The organism is Flavobacterium sp., assembly GCF_004295795.1.
Classification (GTDB): Bacteria; Bacteroidota; Bacteroidia; order Flavobacteriales; family Flavobacteriaceae; genus Flavobacterium.
This window is the reverse complement of the sequence record NZ_SEBR01000005.1, coordinates 196,705-215,686: the sequence shown is the minus strand read 5'-3', so window position 1 is coordinate 215,686 and position 18,982 is coordinate 196,705. Positions and strand designations below refer to the sequence as shown.

11 protein-coding genes are annotated in these 18,982 nt (G+C 47.9%); 4 read left to right on the top strand and 7 right to left on the bottom strand.

Annotation, left to right across the window (positions count from 1 at the left end; genetic code table 11):
* The first annotated feature begins 75 nt into the window (after window positions 1–75).
* From EOO49_RS06510 to EOO49_RS06495, 4 genes are all read left to right on the top strand, one after another.
* On the top strand, window positions 76–1,575 hold the full coding sequence (locus EOO49_RS06510) for a DEAD/DEAH box helicase (RefSeq protein WP_290843916.1): 1,500 nt from the start codon (window positions 76–78) through the stop codon (window positions 1,573–1,575).
* Between the two features lie 192 nt (window positions 1,576–1,767).
* Window positions 1,768–3,714, top strand: a complete 1,947-nt coding sequence (locus EOO49_RS06505) for a tetratricopeptide repeat protein (protein WP_290843914.1) — start codon at window positions 1,768–1,770, stop codon at window positions 3,712–3,714.
* A 1,308-nt stretch (window positions 3,715–5,022) separates the two neighbouring features.
* Complete coding sequence (locus EOO49_RS06500) at window positions 5,023–12,801, top strand: LamG-like jellyroll fold domain-containing protein (protein WP_290843912.1); 7,779 nt, start codon at window positions 5,023–5,025, stop codon at window positions 12,799–12,801.
* Between the two features lie 155 nt (window positions 12,802–12,956).
* Window positions 12,957–13,592 (top strand): ferritin-like domain-containing protein, encoded by a 636-nt coding sequence (locus EOO49_RS06495; protein ID WP_290843910.1) that lies wholly within the window; start codon window positions 12,957–12,959, stop codon window positions 13,590–13,592.
* Between the two features lie 115 nt (window positions 13,593–13,707).
* Here EOO49_RS06495 and EOO49_RS06490 read toward each other — a convergent pair whose 3' ends face one another.
* The 7 genes from EOO49_RS06490 to EOO49_RS06460 form a co-directional block, all read right to left on the bottom strand.
* Window positions 13,708–14,169, bottom strand: coding sequence for a nuclear transport factor 2 family protein (locus tag EOO49_RS06490; RefSeq protein ID WP_290843908.1), 462 nt, complete (start codon window positions 14,167–14,169; stop codon window positions 13,708–13,710).
* Window positions 14,170–14,180: 11 nt separating this feature from the next.
* Window positions 14,181–15,017 (bottom strand): oxidoreductase, encoded by an 837-nt coding sequence (locus EOO49_RS06485; protein WP_290843906.1) that lies wholly within the window; start codon window positions 15,015–15,017, stop codon window positions 14,181–14,183.
* Between the two features lie 6 nt (window positions 15,018–15,023).
* Window positions 15,024–15,674 carry a putative quinol monooxygenase gene (locus EOO49_RS06480; protein WP_290843904.1) on the bottom strand — a complete coding sequence of 217 codons (651 nt, stop codon included), beginning with the start codon at window positions 15,672–15,674 and terminating at the stop codon, window positions 15,024–15,026.
* Between the two features lie 3 nt (window positions 15,675–15,677).
* Window positions 15,678–16,316: an SDR family NAD(P)-dependent oxidoreductase gene (locus EOO49_RS06475; protein ID WP_290843902.1), complete on the bottom strand. Its 639-nt coding sequence runs from the start codon at window positions 16,314–16,316 to the stop codon at window positions 15,678–15,680.
* A 168-nt stretch (window positions 16,317–16,484) separates the two neighbouring features.
* Complete coding sequence (locus EOO49_RS06470) at window positions 16,485–17,408, bottom strand: AraC family transcriptional regulator (RefSeq protein WP_290843900.1); 924 nt, start codon at window positions 17,406–17,408, stop codon at window positions 16,485–16,487.
* A gap of 164 nt (window positions 17,409–17,572) precedes the next feature.
* Complete coding sequence (locus tag EOO49_RS06465; RefSeq protein ID WP_290843898.1) at window positions 17,573–18,385, bottom strand: SDR family oxidoreductase; 813 nt, start codon at window positions 18,383–18,385, stop codon at window positions 17,573–17,575.
* Window positions 18,386–18,468: 83 nt separating this feature from the next.
* Complete coding sequence (locus EOO49_RS06460; protein ID WP_290843896.1) at window positions 18,469–18,861, bottom strand: heme-binding protein; 393 nt, start codon at window positions 18,859–18,861, stop codon at window positions 18,469–18,471.
* Window positions 18,862–18,982: the final 121 nt, after the last annotated feature.

The following is an 18,982-nucleotide window of genomic DNA, read 5'->3' as shown; positions in this document are numbered from 1 at the left end:
CACGCGAACCGCGAATTATGCAACGCCACGAAACACGTCCGCGCCTATTTTTGAATCCGAAAAACGTTTCATCCCATGGCAAGCTCCGCATCTGTCAAACCGTATCGCCACCAAGAGCGCGACATTTCCAGAATCCTTAAATTGATTAGCCAACACGGCTCAGGTTATAACGCACTTTATCAGCTCCCAACCGGAGGCGGAAAGACGGTCATCTTTTGCGAACTTGCCAAACGATATCTCGAGCAATTCGGAAGACGCGTCGCAATTCTCACGCACAGGATCGAACTATGCGCCCAAACCGGACGCACACTCAAAAACGCCGGCGTGGAAAGCTATTTGCTGACAAGCGATTCGCTCAGTCCGACAAGTGCTTGCAGTTGTATGGTCGCGATGGTTGAGACTTTGAAAAATCGGATAAGAGACAAAGAAATCGACGTGACAGACGTCGGTTTGGTCATAATCGACGAGGCGCACAACAATTCCTTCCACAAATTATTGGACAATTTCCCGAATGCTTTTATCGTGGGCGCAACAGCAACGCCCTTGAGTTCAGATGGCGGCAAACCAATGAAAGACACTTATGACGAGCTCATCGTAGGCGAAAGCATTGCCGCGCTCGTCGATGCGAATTTTCTCGCCAAACCAAAGTCTGTGAGCATACCTGTCGACTTGAACGGACTTGCCAAAGGCTCCAACGGCGATTACACGATTAGTTCTTCGGATGCGCTTTACTCGTTGCCTGCAATGCAACAAACCTTATTCGACGCATACAAAAACAATTGTGTACACAAGAAAACGCTCATTTTCAACAACGGGATCGCCACTTCGCTCAAAGTCCATAAACTGTTTGAGGATCAAGGCTGCGACATTCGGCATCTGGACAATCGGACATCCGAAAAAGAACGCGAAGAAATTCTCAAATGGTTCAAAAAGACGAGAGGTGCAATATTGACTTCGGTGAGCATTCTCACGACGGGTTTCGACGAGCCAAGCGTTCAGGCATTATTGTTGAACCGCGCCACGACTTCGATGACGCTTTATCACCAAATGGTCGGTCGCGGTGCGCGATGGCTGGCCAACAAAAAGACGTTCACGATCGTGGACTTGGGCAACAACATCGAAAGATTCGGCAATTGGAACGATTTTGTAGATTGGCAATTCGTGTTCGACGATCCCGAAAGTTTCATCGCACAACTCGAATCGAGAGACGAGCATACGTCGCCAAAAACAGGAATCACAGCCGATGCACGCGCCCAGTTCGCCAATAGTGCCAACGTAAGCTTCGACATCGCGAAGGCTTTTCTCGAAAGCGGCGATTCGCACAAGGACGCGATCAAGAATTCGATTCGTCAACATGCGGCAATTTGTCTGGAAAACGCCGAATCGCTGTCGCACGCGCTAAAGTTGGCCGAAACCCTGAAACCCGACATCGAACTGCGCGTCAAGGAATACGTCAAGTTGCTGGACAATTCGACAAAAAGTTTCAAAGATTGGCTGACCGATGACTACGTTAGAAGGCTCGACGGCTTGGTGAAACGCTTTTATGGGGCGAAGAGCGAGGCGTTTGCCGATTGATTTTCTTATTTCGATTCGGATGTTTGGCATCTGAAAATCTTGTTTGAATCTCAGTAAAAACCAAATTTTGCCATACATCGATTTTTCGCGGATTTGCACCGATAATTCTTTCCAGGTTTCGCCAATTGATTTTCTTTGCGCCCGATGAAGTTTACAAAAGCAATTCCCATAAATTTTTCCGCAGCGCTGTTAATGAAGATTTTACTTATCACGATCTGGCTTTTCGGCATTCCTGTTTTTGCCCAACATGCCAAGTCTGACAGCATTTCACGAATCATTTCGGCTTACGACAAAACCAGGAAAGATGCCGGCGAGACTTCCTACACTTTGAAAGACAGCGCGAAAGTGAAATTGCTTTTTTCGCTTTACGGACAAATTCACACAAACGATCCTGCGCGAGCACTGAAAATCGCCAATCAAAGCTATCTTATCTCCAAAGAAATCGGCTTTGAATCCGGAATGTCAAAGGCATTGAACCAGCAAGCCAATATTTACGATTACCGCAGCGAGCACGACAAAGCGCTGCAACTTTTCAACCAGTCGTTGGAAATTGCTGAAAAGCTGGGCGACCAAAAACAAGTCGCGCAAGTCGAGGCGAACATAGGCGTCGTTTTCGCCAAACAAGGCATTCTCAACGAAGCTTTGCGGCACATGCTCAAAGCACTTTCGATTGCCAATCATTCAAAAGACATCGAACTTCAGGTAGGTTTGACCAACAACATCGCCATTATGCTTCAGGATCAGAAGCGAACCAAGGAAGCACTCACCTACTTCAAGAAATGTCTCGATCTGCAACGCTTGCACAAGGTCGACTTCGGTAAATCTTATGTTTGTCAGAACATAGCCGAAATTTACCAACAACTCAAACAGGACAAAATCGCCAAAGCCTATCTCGAGCAAGGAATCAAGTTCGCCAAAGCCGAAAACAACTTGATTTCGCTTGCCAACAACTACTCGACTTTGGGTATGATTTATTTGGATGCCGACAAAGACGAACTGGCATTTTTCTACTTTGAATCGGCGCTTGAGATCAGGCAAAAACTCGAGGATTCTTTCGGACTGTTTTCGTCTTACACAAACTTGGGTACTTATTACCAAAAGATGCAAAATTTCGAGAAAGCTCTTTCCTTTATGACAAAAGCCGAAACACTTGCCAACCAAAATGGTGGTTTTGACATGCAAGCCGAGGTTTACAGACAATTCTCATCGATAAATCGCGACAAAGGCAACTTTAAACTCGCTCTCGACTACCACGAAAAGTTCAAGCAGGCGAGCGATTCGGTGTTCAATTCGGAGAACCTTCGAAAGCTCACCGAACAACAGCTCAATTTCGATTTCAGGACCGAACAGCAAGCCCGCGATCGCGCCGCCACAAAGGCTTTAGCCGAACAGAAGCTGATACGGAATTTGTCGATAATCGGACTGAGTGTGCTGGCTTTGCTGATCATTTACGTATTGGTAAGACGCCACCGAAGCAAATCGCGAGAGAAACAAAAGCAATTCGACACCTTACAGACCAAATTCACGCACCAGGAAGCCGAAGCATTCGCCTTGCGAGTAGAAAACGAGAACATTCAACTCAAGAACAAACTCGAAAACCTCGAAGCCACGCGCCAAAAACAGCAATTGCAGGAAAAACTCGAGTTCAACCAACGCGAATTGGCCTCGACGACCTTGTTCCTTTCCCAGAAAAACGAAATGTTGTCGCAATTGCAACAGCGCATCGACGAACTGCCCAAAAACGCCATTCCCGAAAACCAAATGGAACGGATAAAATCGGCAATCCAAAACAACCGTTATATGGATGCCGATTGGGAAAAGTTCCGACTGCATTTTGAACAAGTGCATCCGGATTTCTTTTATGATCTCGAGCGGAAACACAGTACTCTCACTACTTATGAGTTGAGGCTTTATGCTTATTTGTGTCCGGCGGGGAGTTCTTTTGTCTGGCAACAAAAGAACCAAAAATGCCTTGCGGCTGAACCAAAAACGCGACCTGACAGCCCCAAAAATTCGGAAATGAAAAAAACTCGCCGGAAACTACTTTTTCGCCGGATGCTCTTTTCTGGCTCAAACAGTTTTTCATTTACTCCGCAAAGCTCCGTCAATTCGCGTTGCTCGGGTCTACAATTTTCGTGACGTCAGGTGCCCGCGTTTTGTGCTTAGGCCGCGGACTAATTGGAAGTGTTTATTTGCTTTTTAGCTTGCTTCGCTGCGCTAAAAATTGTCTCCGTAGGAAATTTTTCGGTTTTTAGAACCTCTCGTTTGGCTTCGTAGCGAAAAACAGGTGTGTCCTTGACGGAAACATTCGGTTGGCTTTAATCGAGAATCTTGGTTTTGACGTTTTGTCCTAAACAACCATTCGGTTCAAAAACCTTAACATTTTCTACAGAAAATCTGTAATCAACTCTCGGTTTTTTCCTCGAACTTCGGCCAGACCTAACAAATCTTGGAGATTTGTTAGGTCTTAGGAAAATGCGGCTTTCCACCAATTTTCGACTGGTTCTTTGGCTGTTCGAAGCACGGGTTTTCAAAGCCAAAAGATTCAGGTGACGACGTTATGGAAACGATTCCTGCGATTGACGGAATATGGTGTTTCGGAGACGCATTTTTCCAAAGCGACAGCGGAGGAAATCGAGGCCCAAGCAGATAGCAAGTCGTTTCACAAAAATCTCCGGGCCCGAAGATTCAACAAAGTTAAAAATGTCAATAGACACTTTCCTATCAGTCCGGCATTTGAGCGTTTTGGCGGGCACCTGACGTCTTGGAAATTCGCAGAATTAAAAGTTGTTTGAGCGACCCAAAGAGAAAGTCGTTTCGAGAAAAGCTTCCCGCGAGTTCCTTTAATTCCCGAATTTCCAAGGCTGTCAGGTCGCCAAAATCGGTCGTGCCGCGAGCCTTTTTGCTTCTTTTGCGGCGAGGCAAAAGAAGTCCCCGCCGGACAGGCGACGAATCAAAATCAAAGCCTGCGGCAGCGCAGCTGCCGCAGAAAGCAAAATAAGCAAAGCTTATTTATTTAGGTTTCGAGTGAAATAATTTCCGTGAACACAGAATTAAAATAAAAAGAAAAAGGATCGTCTTACGACAATCCCTAGCCCGGATGCGGGCAACTAGCCTTTTGCAGAAAAAACCGAATTTTTCTAAGTTTAAAACAGCGACCGCAGGAAGCTCGTTTTAAACCCAAGAAAAACCGGATTTTTAAAAAAGCTAGTGCCAGTCAGCCGGAAAAAGCTTCAAAAAAACCTACAAAAACCATTTGTAACTTATGCCCAAAGTTCAAAATTCAAGTTTATTTATTATAAGATAATGATATTCAAATAGTTGAATAAAAATACATCAAATAAAAGTAACGTTATGTCCCTCATTTGTCCCTACTAAAAATTAGTTAAAGAAAGCCCAAAAGACTCTCTTTGTTGCGGATTCCGGAAAATCGGGAACCACAATCTTATGAGAAAATTTTATCTTTTTGTTTTTGCGTTTCTTGCGCTGTCGGCCAGTGCGCAGGTCAGAATCGGGACTACGAATTATTCTAATCTCAAAAGTGCTTTTACCGCGATAAACAGCAACGCATTCTCTGGTGCGGTCGTGATCGAAATTACATCCGACGTCACCGATGACCAAGAAGCGACCCTGAATACGCAGCCGAGTTCACCCAACGTCACTTCGATTGTTATCAGACCGGCGGCTGGCAGCGCGACATTCACGCTGAATTTCAACAACCGACTTTACGTGAAAAGGGGCGGTTTCACCATTGACGGCCAAAACAGACTGACTATCAGGCAAAATGTAGTGAGCAGTTACGGCATATCGTTCGTAGGACCGATCCAGGACATTACCGTTGCCAATTGCAAAATTATCGCGGCCGAAAGGGCGACCTGTGTTCATTTGGACACTTCGGGTGGAAACATTGTAAATGTAACAGTCTCGAATTGCGAGTTAGCTTCGACAAATAACGCTACACCAATCAAATATGGCATCTATTCAACAGAACATTCAAGTCCGGCGGGTTCGGTGCGCAATGGCGTATTTACATCGAATCGCATCCATGATTTCGGAGACAGTGCGGCGACGATGTATAGTTCCGGGATAAGTTTGTATCAAACAGCTGGAGTTCTTATAGATGCGAACAAATTCTATCAAAGCATATCACGCCAATACAACAGTTTGAGTGCGATCGAAATACGCTACGTAACGACCTTTAGCGGCGACGGGCCGACCACAATCAGGAATAACGAAATTGGCGGAGCGAACGACTCCAACACCGGAACTTGGAATATGTTGTCGGGCTCTTTTACTGCGATATTTGTTGAAGCGTTCTCGGCCACTTACACCATCAGCAACAACACGATAAGACGTATCGCAATGGCCGATGGAAATGGCGCTACAGGAGTCGGTTTTACAGGAATTTCCGCACGCAAGGGCGAGGCGATCGTCACCGGCAATACGATTGGTGCGACCGATGGCACCAACTCCATTGTAATGAATTACGCGGGATCGACAAAAAACGCATTTGTGTACGGAATCAACTCAGCCATCACAACTCCAAGCACAACTGCCTCGAACAATAACATCGGTGGGATTTCGATTACTGGAGGCGGACGTTACGAGATGACCGGAATCACCAACAGTGCCAGTACCGGCCTGGGAAATTTCATCTGCAACAACAACATGATCGGCTCGCCGTCCGGTTCTTTTATGACGTGTACTTCGACGGCATCGGGTTGCGGCCTTGCCGGAATCAAACAATACGGCCCGAGACTCGGCTCGATCAATTCGAATACAATAAGCGGACTTACCGCGAACTTCCCGGGAACTGACACCACATTATACATTTCGGGAATTGATTATTCCGACGATTATCAAGGTGGCCCGCAGCGCGTAATAGCATCAAATATTGTTCAGAATATCAGAAACAACAATAGTGACAACAAGTCGTATACCTCCGGAATTCAAGCCTTTGTAAGCGGAGGAGAGTTGGCGACCGAAAAAAACCAGGTATACACGATATTTTCGAATTCAACCAACAGCGGTTCACAAGTTCGTGGCATGTCGATCCAGGCGGCGGCGTTACTCATACGCAATAACATGGTTTCTTTGGGAACCGATATAACCAGCGGGCCGACCATTTACGGCATCTCGGCGATTCGTGGAACGGGTGGCGGCAACCGGTTTTTCGAAAGCAACAGTATCTATGTAGGCGGAACCAAATCATCGGGAGACGCGACATCGGTTGCATTTTTCCATCTTGGAAATGGTAGTGGTAACGGAAATTACATGCTTGATATAAACGACAATATCTTTGTCAACATGAGAACCAATTCGGGATCCGGATCGGGCGGTAACTACAGCGCCAGGATTTCCACTCAGCATTACAGTCGTTCCAATGTATTTTACGGAACAGGAAATGGATACGTGATCTCGGGCACGCCAACTTCGGATATTCCGACACTGGCACAAATCAACGCACTGGCTTCGACACAAAGCCCAAGTTTTTTCGGGGATCCGCAGTTCATTTCCGCGACGGATCTTCACATCAAACCTTCGACACCAACTATAATCGAGGCTCGCGGTTACGGAGGTTTCCCGTACGTCCCGTTGCTCGTAGATGTCGATAACCAAACCCGATCGAACCTTTCGCCAAACGACATCGGTGCCGATGCGGGCAATTTCCTGACAATCTCCGCACCCACAATCACAGGAATCAGTGCCACATCGATTTGTTCCTCGTCTACTTTTACGATTAGCGGAAGCAATTTTTTCAATATCAGCTCCGTCCGGATCGGTTCAACTGAAGTTCCGTACACTGTTTCCAGCGGAAGCCAGATCGTCGTGACGCCACCAAACGCGAATCTCTCCGGACAAGTTACCGTGCAGAATATTGCGGGAAGCGCGACAAGTTCACAAAGCATCTCGATTACGCCGTTACCGGTAATTTCGGCTCAACCACAATCGGTCACGATGTGTCCGGGATCGACTTCTTTCTCTGTTACAGCCAGCAATGTCGCAACTTACCAATGGCGTCGCAACGGCGTCAACCTGACCAATTCGGGTGCCTATTCGAACGTCAATACCGCCACGCTACAATTGACAAATCCGGACTACACTCAAAATGGCATTTTTGATGTCGTGCTTAAGTCTGCGAATGGAATCTGTTCGGTGACTTCAGCTGGGGCGACGCTCACGTTTTCGGGTCCGAAGCCGATTATTTACTCGGCCAACAACGCAACCTCGTGTAACGGACAACCCGTAACGTTGACCACCTCGCAACAAAATTCGGCTTTACAGTTCGACGGCGTGGACGATTATGTGGATGTTTCGCGGACGTTCTCGAACGATTTCACGATCGAATTCTGGATGAAAACTACGCAAACCGGGGCAACCGGATACAGTTGGATCTCAGGGAAAGGCATCGTGGACGGATATGATATTTACAATGATAACCCACCTCCGGCTTTCGGCACCTCACTTCTCGGGAACAAGCTCGCGTTCGGACTAGGGGCATTCTACGATTATAATTTTTATACGATTACGTCGGCGACTTCTATAAATACCGGACAATGGATCCATGTAGCAGTTACCAGGAAGGACGGAAGCGGCGAGATGAAAATATACATCAATGGCGTTCTCGATGCTAGTGGAACCGCACCTCAAAACGGCCCACTTACGGCAGGAACGATCCGTTTGGGCGGAATCAGGACCGGCGGCAACTTCTACAACGGAAGTCTCGATGACGTTAAAATGTGGAATACGGTTCGGACGTCGGCACAGATCACGCAGGATATGGTAGCTGATTTCCCGGCGGGAACGGCCAATCTTGTCAGCAACTATCAATTCAGCGAAGGAAGTGGCACATCGGTCAGCAACGTTTCGAACAACGCAACTTCGACACTCACGAACGGTGTTTCATGGACATCGCGACTAATCGCACCTCCGGCAAATACAACCTTTTTGTGGTCGAACGGGGCAACTACTCCTGATATAACGACTACGACATCCGGGTCTTACACGGTAGCGATCACCTCGAGCGGCTGTTCGGTAACGAGTTTGCCGACGCTTGTAAACATCGGCACCTCACCAACTATTTCGGGCACGCAATCTTTTATCGGAACAGGCGGTTCCAGCACGCTAACCGCGACGGGATCAAGTTCGTTCATTTGGACGCCTTCGACAGGATTGAACACCACCACGGGCACGACGGTAATCGCCTCGCCTACCGTGACCACAACTTACACGGCAACGATTCCCGGTTGCGGCACTTCGGCAACTTACACCGTAAAAGTGCTTCCGGCTAACTCCGCGTCAGACAATGCTTTGGATTTTGACGGAACCGACGATTTCGTCCAAATGCCAACTCAGAATGCAACAGTAAGCGGAAACTTTACCGTAATGATGTGGGTAAAACCGACGCACCCCACGAAAAACATGGCGCTCTTTTCAACAAGAAGTGGATTCGCCACGACTTTCGACATCCAAATCCTAAATGGGAATTTAATACACGGCGACATCGGAAACGGCTCGGGCTGGCTAACGACCGCTGCCGACGCGACTTTCAGCTATTCGGCCAACCAATGGATGCACATCGCTTATGCCGTGACGCCGTCGGGTTATAAAATCTACGCGAACGGTATCGAGGTGGGATCGGGATCTTACAACGGTACGCCGTTGCTTTACGATGCGAGCACATTTATGATATTGGGAAAAAACATCAACGAGAATACGCTTTTGCAGGGTTCGGTGGACGATTTGGTAATTTATCCGTCGGCTCTAAGTGCAACCGATATCTACACTTCTGCCAGAACTCCAGTAAACGGTTGGCTTGCCAAATATTCATTCGACGAAGGAATCGCTGGCGGCAACAATCCGACGGTCATTTACCTCAACGAGAACAACGTCAACGGGAATTTCCATGGAACGCTGAACAATTTTACGCTAAACGGCGCAACGAGCAATTGGGTTGTCGGACAAGGCGTCCAAAACCAGACGATCACGTTCAACTCTTTGCAGAATGCGGTTTACGGATCGAACTTCAACCTCAACGCGACAGCGAGTTCGGGACTCGGAATCACTTACACGAGCTCGAATCCGTCGGTGGCGACGATTTCCGGAAATACCGTCACGCTGACTGGCGTCGGCACGACCACGATTTCGGCCAACCAAGCCGGCAATGTGTTCTACAATTCGGCTGCGACCGTAACCCAAACCTTGACGGTAACTCCAAAAGAACTTACGATCGCATCGGTCGTCGCCCAAAACAAAGTTTACGACAGGACAATCAATGCGACAATTTCTGGAACGCTTTCGGGAATTGTAGGATCAGATAACGTAGCTTTTTCGGGCACGGGAACATTTGCTTCGATGAACGTCGGGAACAATATTCCGGTGACTTCGACTACAACTTTGTCGGGCGCGCAATCTGGGAATTATACTTTGACGCAACCTGTAAATTTATCGGCCAATATCACTCCAAAAGCACTTACAGTGAACAATGCCGTGGCTAACAACAAAGTTTACGATGGAACTACCTCGGCTTTTATCAGCGGTGCGACACTTGTTGGCGTCATTTCTCCAGATGTCGTGACGCTGGCTTCGACTGCGGGAACTTTTGCCTCGCCTCATGTCGGAAATAACATCGCAGTAACCTCGCAATTCACGCTGGGCGGAGCAAATTTCGGAAATTACACCTTACTGCAACCTACCGGATTATCGGCCAGTATCACATCGATAACTCTTACGGCCCAGTTTTTGGGTTCCACGTCAATCTGCCAAGGTGATGCGGCCGTGCTTCGCATATCGATACCAAATGCGAACATGACGTTCACGGTTCAATATAGCAACGGTTCGCAGGTTTTTCAAATAAATAACTATTCGAGTCTTAACCCGATCTTGGTTTTGCCGAATGCGACAACTACCTATACGTTGGTGTCGGTTACTAATGCCAATGCTTCGGTTACGTTGGCTGGATCGGCAACGGTTACCGTAATTCCTTATATCAGAATCTACATGGATGCTGACCAGGATGGCTTTGGAGATCCTGCGGTAAGCGCTCTTTCCTGCACAGGCGTACCGGACGGATATACTACCAATAACACCGATTGCAACGACAATGACGCAGCAGTATTTACAACCGGAACTATATATATCGATATGGACGGCGACGGTTACAGCAATGGCTTGTCTGAACAATGTTATGGGACGTCGGCTCCTACGGGCTATTCGATAAATTCACTGGGAACGGATTGCAATGATAACAACGCAGCTGTTTTCCAGTCTTTCACGCTTTACATTGATCAGGATGCCGATGGCTATTCGGTCGGGTCGGAATTGGTCTGCTACGGAAATACAGTTCCTGCAGGTTATTCGATTTTCTCGGGCGGAACCGACTGCAACGACAACGATGCGAGCATCCATTCTAACTATTTCTTCTATACCGATGCGGACAATGACGGATACGGCACCGGAGGTCAGGTTTACGCCTGCGCTCCGAACGCCTCGACCCCGCCGACAGGATTCTCCCTGAACGATACTGATTGCAACGACAACAATCCAGCTATTTTCCAAAGCAATCTTTTGTATGTCGACGCTGACGCGGATGGCTATTCGGTTGGTTCGTCAACAGTTTGCTACGGAAACCAACTTCCGAACGGCTATTCATTGACTTCGCTCGGATCAGATTGCAACGACAACAATCCAATGGTGCACGCGACTTTCGGTTTCTATACCGATGCGGATCACGACAGCTACGGAATCGGCAATTTGGTTTCGGTTTGTGCGGTTGACGCGAATTCACCGCCGGTCGGTTACGCCTTGAACAACACGGATTGCAACGACAACGACGCTACGATGCACGCCCAATATCCGTTTTACGTCGATGCCGATTTCGACGGATTTGGAACCGGAAACCAGATGGTTCAGGTCTGCGCGTTAAATGCCACGACAGCGCCAAACGGCTACTCGACAAACAATTCCGACTGCAACGACAACCTCGCGGCGGTGAATCCGGGACAAGGTGAGATTCCTTACAACGGCATCGACGACAACTGCGACGGAAACATCGACGAGGGAAGTTTGCTCTATTCTCAGGTTTTGCCTTCGCAATGCGGAACGACATTGGTATCGATGGGCTCTTTGGTCGGAGCGGTCAATTACATCGCGCCGGTCGACGGTTACCGTTTCCGGATCGTGAACGTGTCCACGAACGCTGTGCAGACCATCGATCGCAACGTTCCCAACTTCAGTTTCAGTTTGCTCGCCAATTACGACTATGCCACGACGTATTCGATTTCGGTAATGCTCAGAAGAAACGGCATCTGGCTGAATTATTACGGCACAAACTGTCTGGTCTCGACTCCGGCGGTGCTTTCTCCGGGCGGAGCGGCATCGGTTTCACCATCGCTTTGCGGCGCGACATTGCCAAGCATAGGCTCGCTGATTGCCACGACAAGCCTTCCGGGCGTGACGGGTTACAGATTCAGGGTTACCGATTTGACGAACGGAACGGGCGCAAACGTCGTCCAGACCATCGAAAGAAACATCAACTGGTTCTCCATCACGATGCTCTCGCGATTCACTTACGGAACAACTTACCAGGTAGAAGTTTCGGTAAGGACGAACGGCAACTGGAGCGGTTTCGGAGCGCCTTGCAACGTCTCGACACCAAATGTTCCGACATTGACGAACTGCGGCGTGACGATTGCGGCTACAGGCACGAAAATCACGACGACGAGTCTTGACCGCGTCCAGGCGTACCGATTTGAGATCACGAACATGACGACTTTCGAGCAGATAACCGTCGACCGATCGATAAACTGGTTCACGTTCGCCAGCGTCCCGAATTTCGTTCCGGGCGCGCAGTATGCCGTGCGCGTGGCCTTGCAGACTTCGGGCTATTGGTCGCCATTTGGGGAAAATTGTCTGGTAATCGCTCCGGGCGTTTCGAGAAATGCCGTAAAAGACGAAAAGGACGAACCGCTTCCGCTGTTCGATTTCAAGGTTCGGGCCTTCCCGAATCCGTATTCTCAGGAATTCGCGATCGAACTGGAAACGTCGGGCGATGAAAAGGTATCGGTCAAGGTTTACGACATGGTCGGCAAGCTGATCGAAACACGAGAATTCGACGTCGCATCGGCGAAAGCCCAAAAATTCGGGGAACGATACGCTTCGGGCGTTTACAATATTGTCGTGACGCAATCCGGATTCGTGAAAACGCTTCGGGTGATCAAACGATAAATTTCCAAATTCAATTGAAAAAAGACCTTCTGGAAACGGGAGGTTTTTTGCGTGTAAGGCGATCGTGCATCGGATACGAAAAATTGTGTAAGTGCTTCCAAGCCTAAGTGTTGAACTTTGTTGCAACAGAATTACAAATCATAAAACAAAGCAACATGGCTACAACAGCAACCAAAACAAAAGCGACAGCCACCACGGCTTCGAAATCAAACACAAAAGCAAAAAGTCCGGCGGCTGCAAAAAGTCCGGCGAAAGGACAAATAAAAGCCAAGCGATCGGCGGCCGAAGAATTGCGCGAATTGTTCGTAGACGGACTCAAAGACATTTATTGGGCCGAAAAAGCACTCACGAAATCGCTTCCGAAAATGTCCAAAAACGCAACATCGAGCGATCTCAAAATGGCCGTTGACGAACATTTGACGATCACTGAAGGACAAGTCACGAGATTGGAAAACATATTTGCGCTCATCGGCGAAAAAGCCGTAGCCAAAAAATGCGACGCCATGGACGGACTCATCAAGGAAGCCCAATCGATCATGGAAGAATCTGAACCTGGAGCGGTTCGCGACGCCGGAATCATCGCCGCGGCACAAAAAGTCGAGCATTATGAAATCGCAACATACGGCACTTTGGCGGCTTGGGCGAAAACCATAGGCGAAACCGAAGCCATGGAACAACTCCAAATGACGTTGGCCGAAGAAAAAGAATGCGACAAGTTACTCACTGAAAAAGCTTACAACACTATCAATTTCGATGCGGCCGAAGCCGACGGAATGGACGAAAAAGCATAAAAATCGATTGTTAGGTTTGGTTAGCAAGGCGGAATCGTAACTGATTCCGCCTTTTTTTAAGTCCGATGACCGACTATTTTCGGAGCATCCAAAAACTCAAACCGAGGTCATTCTTTCACTTGATGCGCTTCATGATGTCGGCGAACTGGATTGCGTCGAGAAATGCGTCGACTTTCACGATTTTGCCGTTTTTCAAAGTCATGAACCACGCATAAGACATGTTGTAAGCTTGGCCGTCTTTGGCCGTTGCTTGCCCGTCGATTCTCGCGATTACGACATCGCCGTCGGCGTAAAGCGCTTTTACAGTTGGGACTATCTTGTTCGACAATCTTTCGTTCAACGGATTTATCACCTCGTCGAGAAACTGCCTTTTTCCGACGTAAGTTTTCGACAAAGGCGCGCTGCCGTTGATTGTCCAGACCATATCGTCTGCGAGCAAATCGAAGAAACTGCCTTCGCCTTTCGCCCATTTTTCAAAACCTGCCCTGATGATTTTCTTGTTTTCTTCCTGCGTTTGGGCAATGCCCGTGAATGTTGCGCCAAGCAATGCCAACAGCGCCAATTTTAGTCGTTTCATGATTTTTTGTTTTAAGATTGGAAATCGGTTGAAAGTGTGATGTTTTTGAAGCGTTCGATTTCTGCCGAGACTTCGCCGAACTTGGAAACAGCGCGTTTGTAAGCGTCACTTCCTAGCAAAAGCCGAAGCGGAGGTTGTTCCATATCGACAATCGATGCTATGACTTGGGCCGCTTTTTGAGGGTTTCCCGCCTGGCGCCCGTTGTTGGCCTGGAGGTTGCGTCGAAATTGGCCCGCGGTGGCATCGTATTCGGCAACGGTGCGATCTGCAACGGCCAGCGAGCTATCTAAAAAATTGGTTCGGAAAGCGCCTGGTTCGACAAGCGTGACCTTGATTCCGAGCGCTTTCGTTTCGAGTGAAAGTGCTTCCGAAAAACCTTCGACTGCATATTTCGAGGCGTTGTAAATTCCAAAACCGGCCGTGCTCGCCAAACCTGCGATAGACGAAAGATTGATGATATGACCGTTTTTCGCGCGGCGCATCACAGGCAAGACATATCGCGTGACGCGCAACATCGCCTCGACGTTTACTGACAGCACTTTCGAGATTTCGGCTTCGGAAGCTTCTTCGATCGCGCCTGCGAATCCGAAACCTGCGTTGTTGATCAAAACGTCGATTCGCCCGTACTTTTTCGAGATGTATTCGATTGTTTTTGACACCGAAGATTCGTCCGTGATGTCGAGACTCAGGACTTCAAGGTTCGTATTTTGTGTGACCTCGGAATGGAATGCCGATGCGTTTCTCGTCGTCGCGACCACGATTTGGCCTTGTGAAAGCAAATATTTTACGGTGGCCAAGCCGAGTCCTTGCGAAGCGCCCGTGATAAGCCAGATTTTTTGTGTTTTCATGATTTTTTATTTTGAGTTACTGATGTCGTCCGCAAAAATGACTGACTGTTGAACGGTTCCAAATATCAATTCGGAAACTGCCGAAACCAATTTCGCGGTCGTCGCCGATTGGTTGTGTGCGTCAAGAGCTGCTTGCGATTCCCATCTTTCGTACAACACAAATCTTTCGTCGTTGCCGTTGACTTTGTAAAAATGGAACTCGACATTGCCGTTTTCATTTCTCACAATCGGGACAAATTCCTTGAAAAGCGACTGTAAAGCTGCGCCGTTTCCGGGTTTTGTCTTGAAATCGACGAGCAAAGTCGTTAGCGGACGATGTGCTTCTTTTTGCAATTTTTCGTTTTTCGGAAACAATTCCGTGAGGTAATTCATTTCGATTGGAGCATCCAGATCGCCGTTTTGCAGATCGAAAGCGCCTTTCGTGTAGGGTTGGACAAAATGGTTTTCGAGCGCCGCCTGATTTTCCCAACGCTCGAAAAGGTAGAAAGTGTCGGGATTTTCTTCGGCTGAATAAAGTTCCATTTTGAGATTCCCTGATTCTGTCCAGGCGCCACGCACATCTGACAACAAAACCGATTTCGCTTTGGAAATGCTTCCCGATTTGGCTTTCACTTTCACGAAAAGTGTCACCAACGCTGTGTTTTCTGAAGTTCTCATGGCTTATTTGTGAAATTCGACTTGAGCTCTTTGCTCGTAAAGTTGCCAGAACAGCTTCGCGAGAAGTTCGGGTGAATGGGTTTCGCTTTCAGCATCGATGAATCCGGCGACGGTTAGCAACCCAACATAAATCCCATCTGGTTTCAACCGATCGTGCAGTTGAAAAGCCAGGCTGCGCAATCCGGCTTTCCCGATAGAAAGCGTTCCGTAGTCAGGACTTGGCGTTAAGGCCAAACCGCCGCCGGTAAGCAAAAATGCGCCTTTGGTGGCTTTGAGTCCGTTGTAAGTGGTTTGGATGGCGTTCAACGCGCCCGCCGTGTTGACCTCGAAATCTCTCGTCAAGGTTTCGGACGTTTCCTCGAGGATGTCTTTGGCTTTGAGCGCCGCGGCGTTGTAAAGCACGACGTCGAATCCGGTTGACGGCTCGAGTTTCTTGAGTGCCTGCGATAATTGTTGGGAATTTCCAGCATCCGCGGAAGCGAAATCGACATCAATTCCGTCGGCTTTGAGTTGCGAGGCCAGCTTTTCGAGATTTTGAGCATTTCGGCTTATCAACCGCAAGGCAAAACCGTGTTTGGAGAACGTTTCGGCTACGGCTTGGCTCAATCCCGTTCCGGCTCCGATAATGGCAATTGTTTTCATGACTTGAATTTGGTTATGCGACGGGTTTGTTCCCAATCTGCATTACAAATTTCCGCCGATGACGCAGTTTTTTCCTTAGCGATACCAAAGCGGACGTTATGAAAATCAAAGCCGATTAGCCATAAAAAAAGCCCTTCATTTCAGAAAGGCTTCGGTGTTGGTGGATTTTTACGAACTGCGTCGGAATTCCGCGGGCGTGATGCCGGTATTTTTCTTGAAGAACTGGCTAAAATTGGGTTGATCGGCAAAACCGACGCTGAAACTGATGTCCTGCAAACTCCAATCGGTTTGCAGAAGCAATGCCTTGGCCTCGTCGAGAATGCGGTTGCGGATGTGCGTGCTGGCGTTTTGGCCCGTGTGTTTCTTGAGCAAGGCGTTGAGGTAATTCGGGTGCATGTGCAAATCGTTGGCGAATTCCTTGGCCGTCTTAATCCGGATTGGCGTCGTATAATTGATCCCCGAGGTTTCCTTCTCGAGCAGATCGAAAAAATGGTGCACGTGCGAATAATCTTCGCTCACTACATCAGGTTTGGGGAAATTGGCGATTTTCATGCTTTCAACCATGAGCAATTGCAGAAAAGCCTGCATCGCGTCTTCGCTGAATTGAGCGTCTTCAGCGTGTTCTTCTTCCTGCATTTTCTGGAAATACTGAGAAATTTTCGGCACTTGTTCCTGTGACATCCTGATGACGCTTTTCGATTTGTCGGTGAACAATCCGAATTTGTCGATGATGCTTTTCAGATGCGGATGATGGTTCACGAACGACTTCTTGAAAAGCACGTAATAGCCGCCGGAATCACCTTCTGAAAGGTTGCGCCACGAAATGATGTCGTTCGGATGGATGAACAACAAAGTAGGTTCGTCGACATAATATGTGTTCAATCCCATCGTGAAAACGCCTTGGCCTTTTGTGATGAAAAGTGCTTTGTAAAATTCGCGTCGGTTGGGCGACAAATAGTTTCGGCATTCGTGTTGCTCGCGATTGAAAACGCGGATCGTCCAATCTTCGAAGAATTCGCGAAAAACGGGGATCATGTCGGGAAGATCGCGCAACATATTGATTTCCTTGCTATCAAGAGTGACTCGCATCATTTGCATAGTTGTTTGGACTTTAAAGTTAGGGAAGTTGGTTTGAAAAATCAGTATCCATTTTTTGGTTTCGGATATTCAACCGATTGACTTCCAAAGCAAAATCGGACACAAAAAAAACGGACGGTGCTCACACAACCGTCCGTTTGACTCGGAAACAACAAAAATCAGATTCTGTTTTCCCAAGCTTTCAACTGATGTTCCTTGAGCATATCCTCGACGAACTGCGGAACGACATTTCGGAATTTTCCTTCATCGGATGGAACGATCTCGATCATTGCTTCGATCATTTCCTGAGGATCGAGTCGGCCTTCTGGCGTTCCCAAAAGCGAATCGAAATTGGCTTTCATGTCAGCGCGTTTGGTGAAATTCACTTCGTCGTCGAGCCAACGGAATGCGTTTTCGGCCATTGTTTCGTTGTATCCGGTAAGATACGCGCCGGGATTTATCGTCTGGATCTTGATTCCGTACGGATTCAATTCGTTGGCCAGCGCTTCGGCGATCGCTTCAAGTGCGTGTTTTGTCGAGACGTAGATGCCGTAACCTGATGGCGTGAAAAGTCCGCCCATTGATGATGTGAACACGATTTTTCCGTTTTTGCCTTCGCGGATCCATTTGGCGGCGAATTTCTGAGAAAGCTCAAGCGGCGCGAAAACGTTGGTTTCGTAATTGCCTCTTACCAAGTCGAGTGGAATTTCGAATGCTGGCCCGCTTTCCCCGATTCCGGCGTTGCTGAAAAACACGTCGATGTCGCGTTTTACGGCCAAAGCCACGTCATATTTGTCGAGAATGTCGAGTTTGATTACCTCGATGTTGTCCTGCAATCCGGCAGCTTCGACTTTTTTGCGCAATTCGGTAAGTTGTGGAGCGATTTGCACGCCGGCGATGATTTTGTGGCCGAGTTTGGCCAATCCGAAAGCTGTTCCTTCTCCAAATCCGGAACCTGCTCCGGTGATCAAAATTGTTTTTTTAGTTGACATGATTTTTGTGATTTAAGTGTTGAAAATTTTTTAGATGATAGGTAATAGACTGGTAGATAATAGATGATAGATGATAGACTGATTCAAAGTTTGCTTCCTGCCGATGCTATCTCGAAATCCTGATCGGGGCTTCCGCCTGATACGCCTATGTAGGCGACGATTTCGTTGTTTTCGGTTACGGGAATTCCGCCTTTGAAACCGACGAGTCCGCCGTTCGTGGCGACCATTCCGTAGGTTTTGTTTTCCGGATTCAGGAATTCTCCTACCGCTTCAGAATTCATTCGGAACAACATCGCCGTTTTGGCTTTTCCGAAGGCGATGTCGATCGAACCCAAAAACGCGTTGTCCATTCTGTTGAACATTTTTACATAACCCGCCGTGTCGAGAATCGCGATGTTCGCGTTGACACCAATTTCTTTTGCTTTCGCTATCGCCTGGTTGAGTGATTTGAAAGCTTGTTGATCTGTTGTATTCATGACTTTGATTTTGTTGTTGCTACTTTTTTGTTGTATCAATTCGGTTTCCCGTTTTGTACAAGACAAAGTTGCGGCAACAACAAGCCTCGCGTCATACGAAAGCCAAAGAGGTCGTTATGAA

What these genes read in the sequence shown, in the direction of transcription:
- EOO49_RS06495 (WP_290843910.1), top strand. Translation starts at nt 12,957, where the DNA reads ATGGCTACAACAGCAACCAAAACAAAAGCGACAGCCACCACGGCTTCG.
- EOO49_RS06460 (WP_290843896.1), bottom strand. Translation starts at nt 18,861, where the DNA reads ATGAATACAACAGATCAACAAGCTTTCAAATCACTCAACCAGGCGATA.
- EOO49_RS06485 (WP_290843906.1), bottom strand. Translation starts at nt 15,017, where the DNA reads ATGAAAACACAAAAAATCTGGCTTATCACGGGCGCTTCGCAAGGACTC.
- EOO49_RS06500 (WP_290843912.1), top strand. Translation starts at nt 5,023, where the DNA reads ATGAGAAAATTTTATCTTTTTGTTTTTGCGTTTCTTGCGCTGTCGGCC.
- EOO49_RS06505 (WP_290843914.1), top strand. Translation starts at nt 1,768, where the DNA reads ATGAAGATTTTACTTATCACGATCTGGCTTTTCGGCATTCCTGTTTTT.
- EOO49_RS06465 (WP_290843898.1), bottom strand. Translation starts at nt 18,385, where the DNA reads ATGTCAACTAAAAAAACAATTTTGATCACCGGAGCAGGTTCCGGATTT.
- EOO49_RS06480 (WP_290843904.1), bottom strand. Translation starts at nt 15,674, where the DNA reads ATGAGAACTTCAGAAAACACAGCGTTGGTGACACTTTTCGTGAAAGTG.
- EOO49_RS06510 (WP_290843916.1), top strand. Translation starts at nt 76, where the DNA reads ATGGCAAGCTCCGCATCTGTCAAACCGTATCGCCACCAAGAGCGCGAC.
- EOO49_RS06470 (WP_290843900.1), bottom strand. Translation starts at nt 17,408, where the DNA reads ATGATGCGAGTCACTCTTGATAGCAAGGAAATCAATATGTTGCGCGAT.
- EOO49_RS06490 (WP_290843908.1), bottom strand. Translation starts at nt 14,169, where the DNA reads ATGAAACGACTAAAATTGGCGCTGTTGGCATTGCTTGGCGCAACATTC.
- EOO49_RS06475 (WP_290843902.1), bottom strand. Translation starts at nt 16,316, where the DNA reads ATGAAAACAATTGCCATTATCGGAGCCGGAACGGGATTGAGCCAAGCC.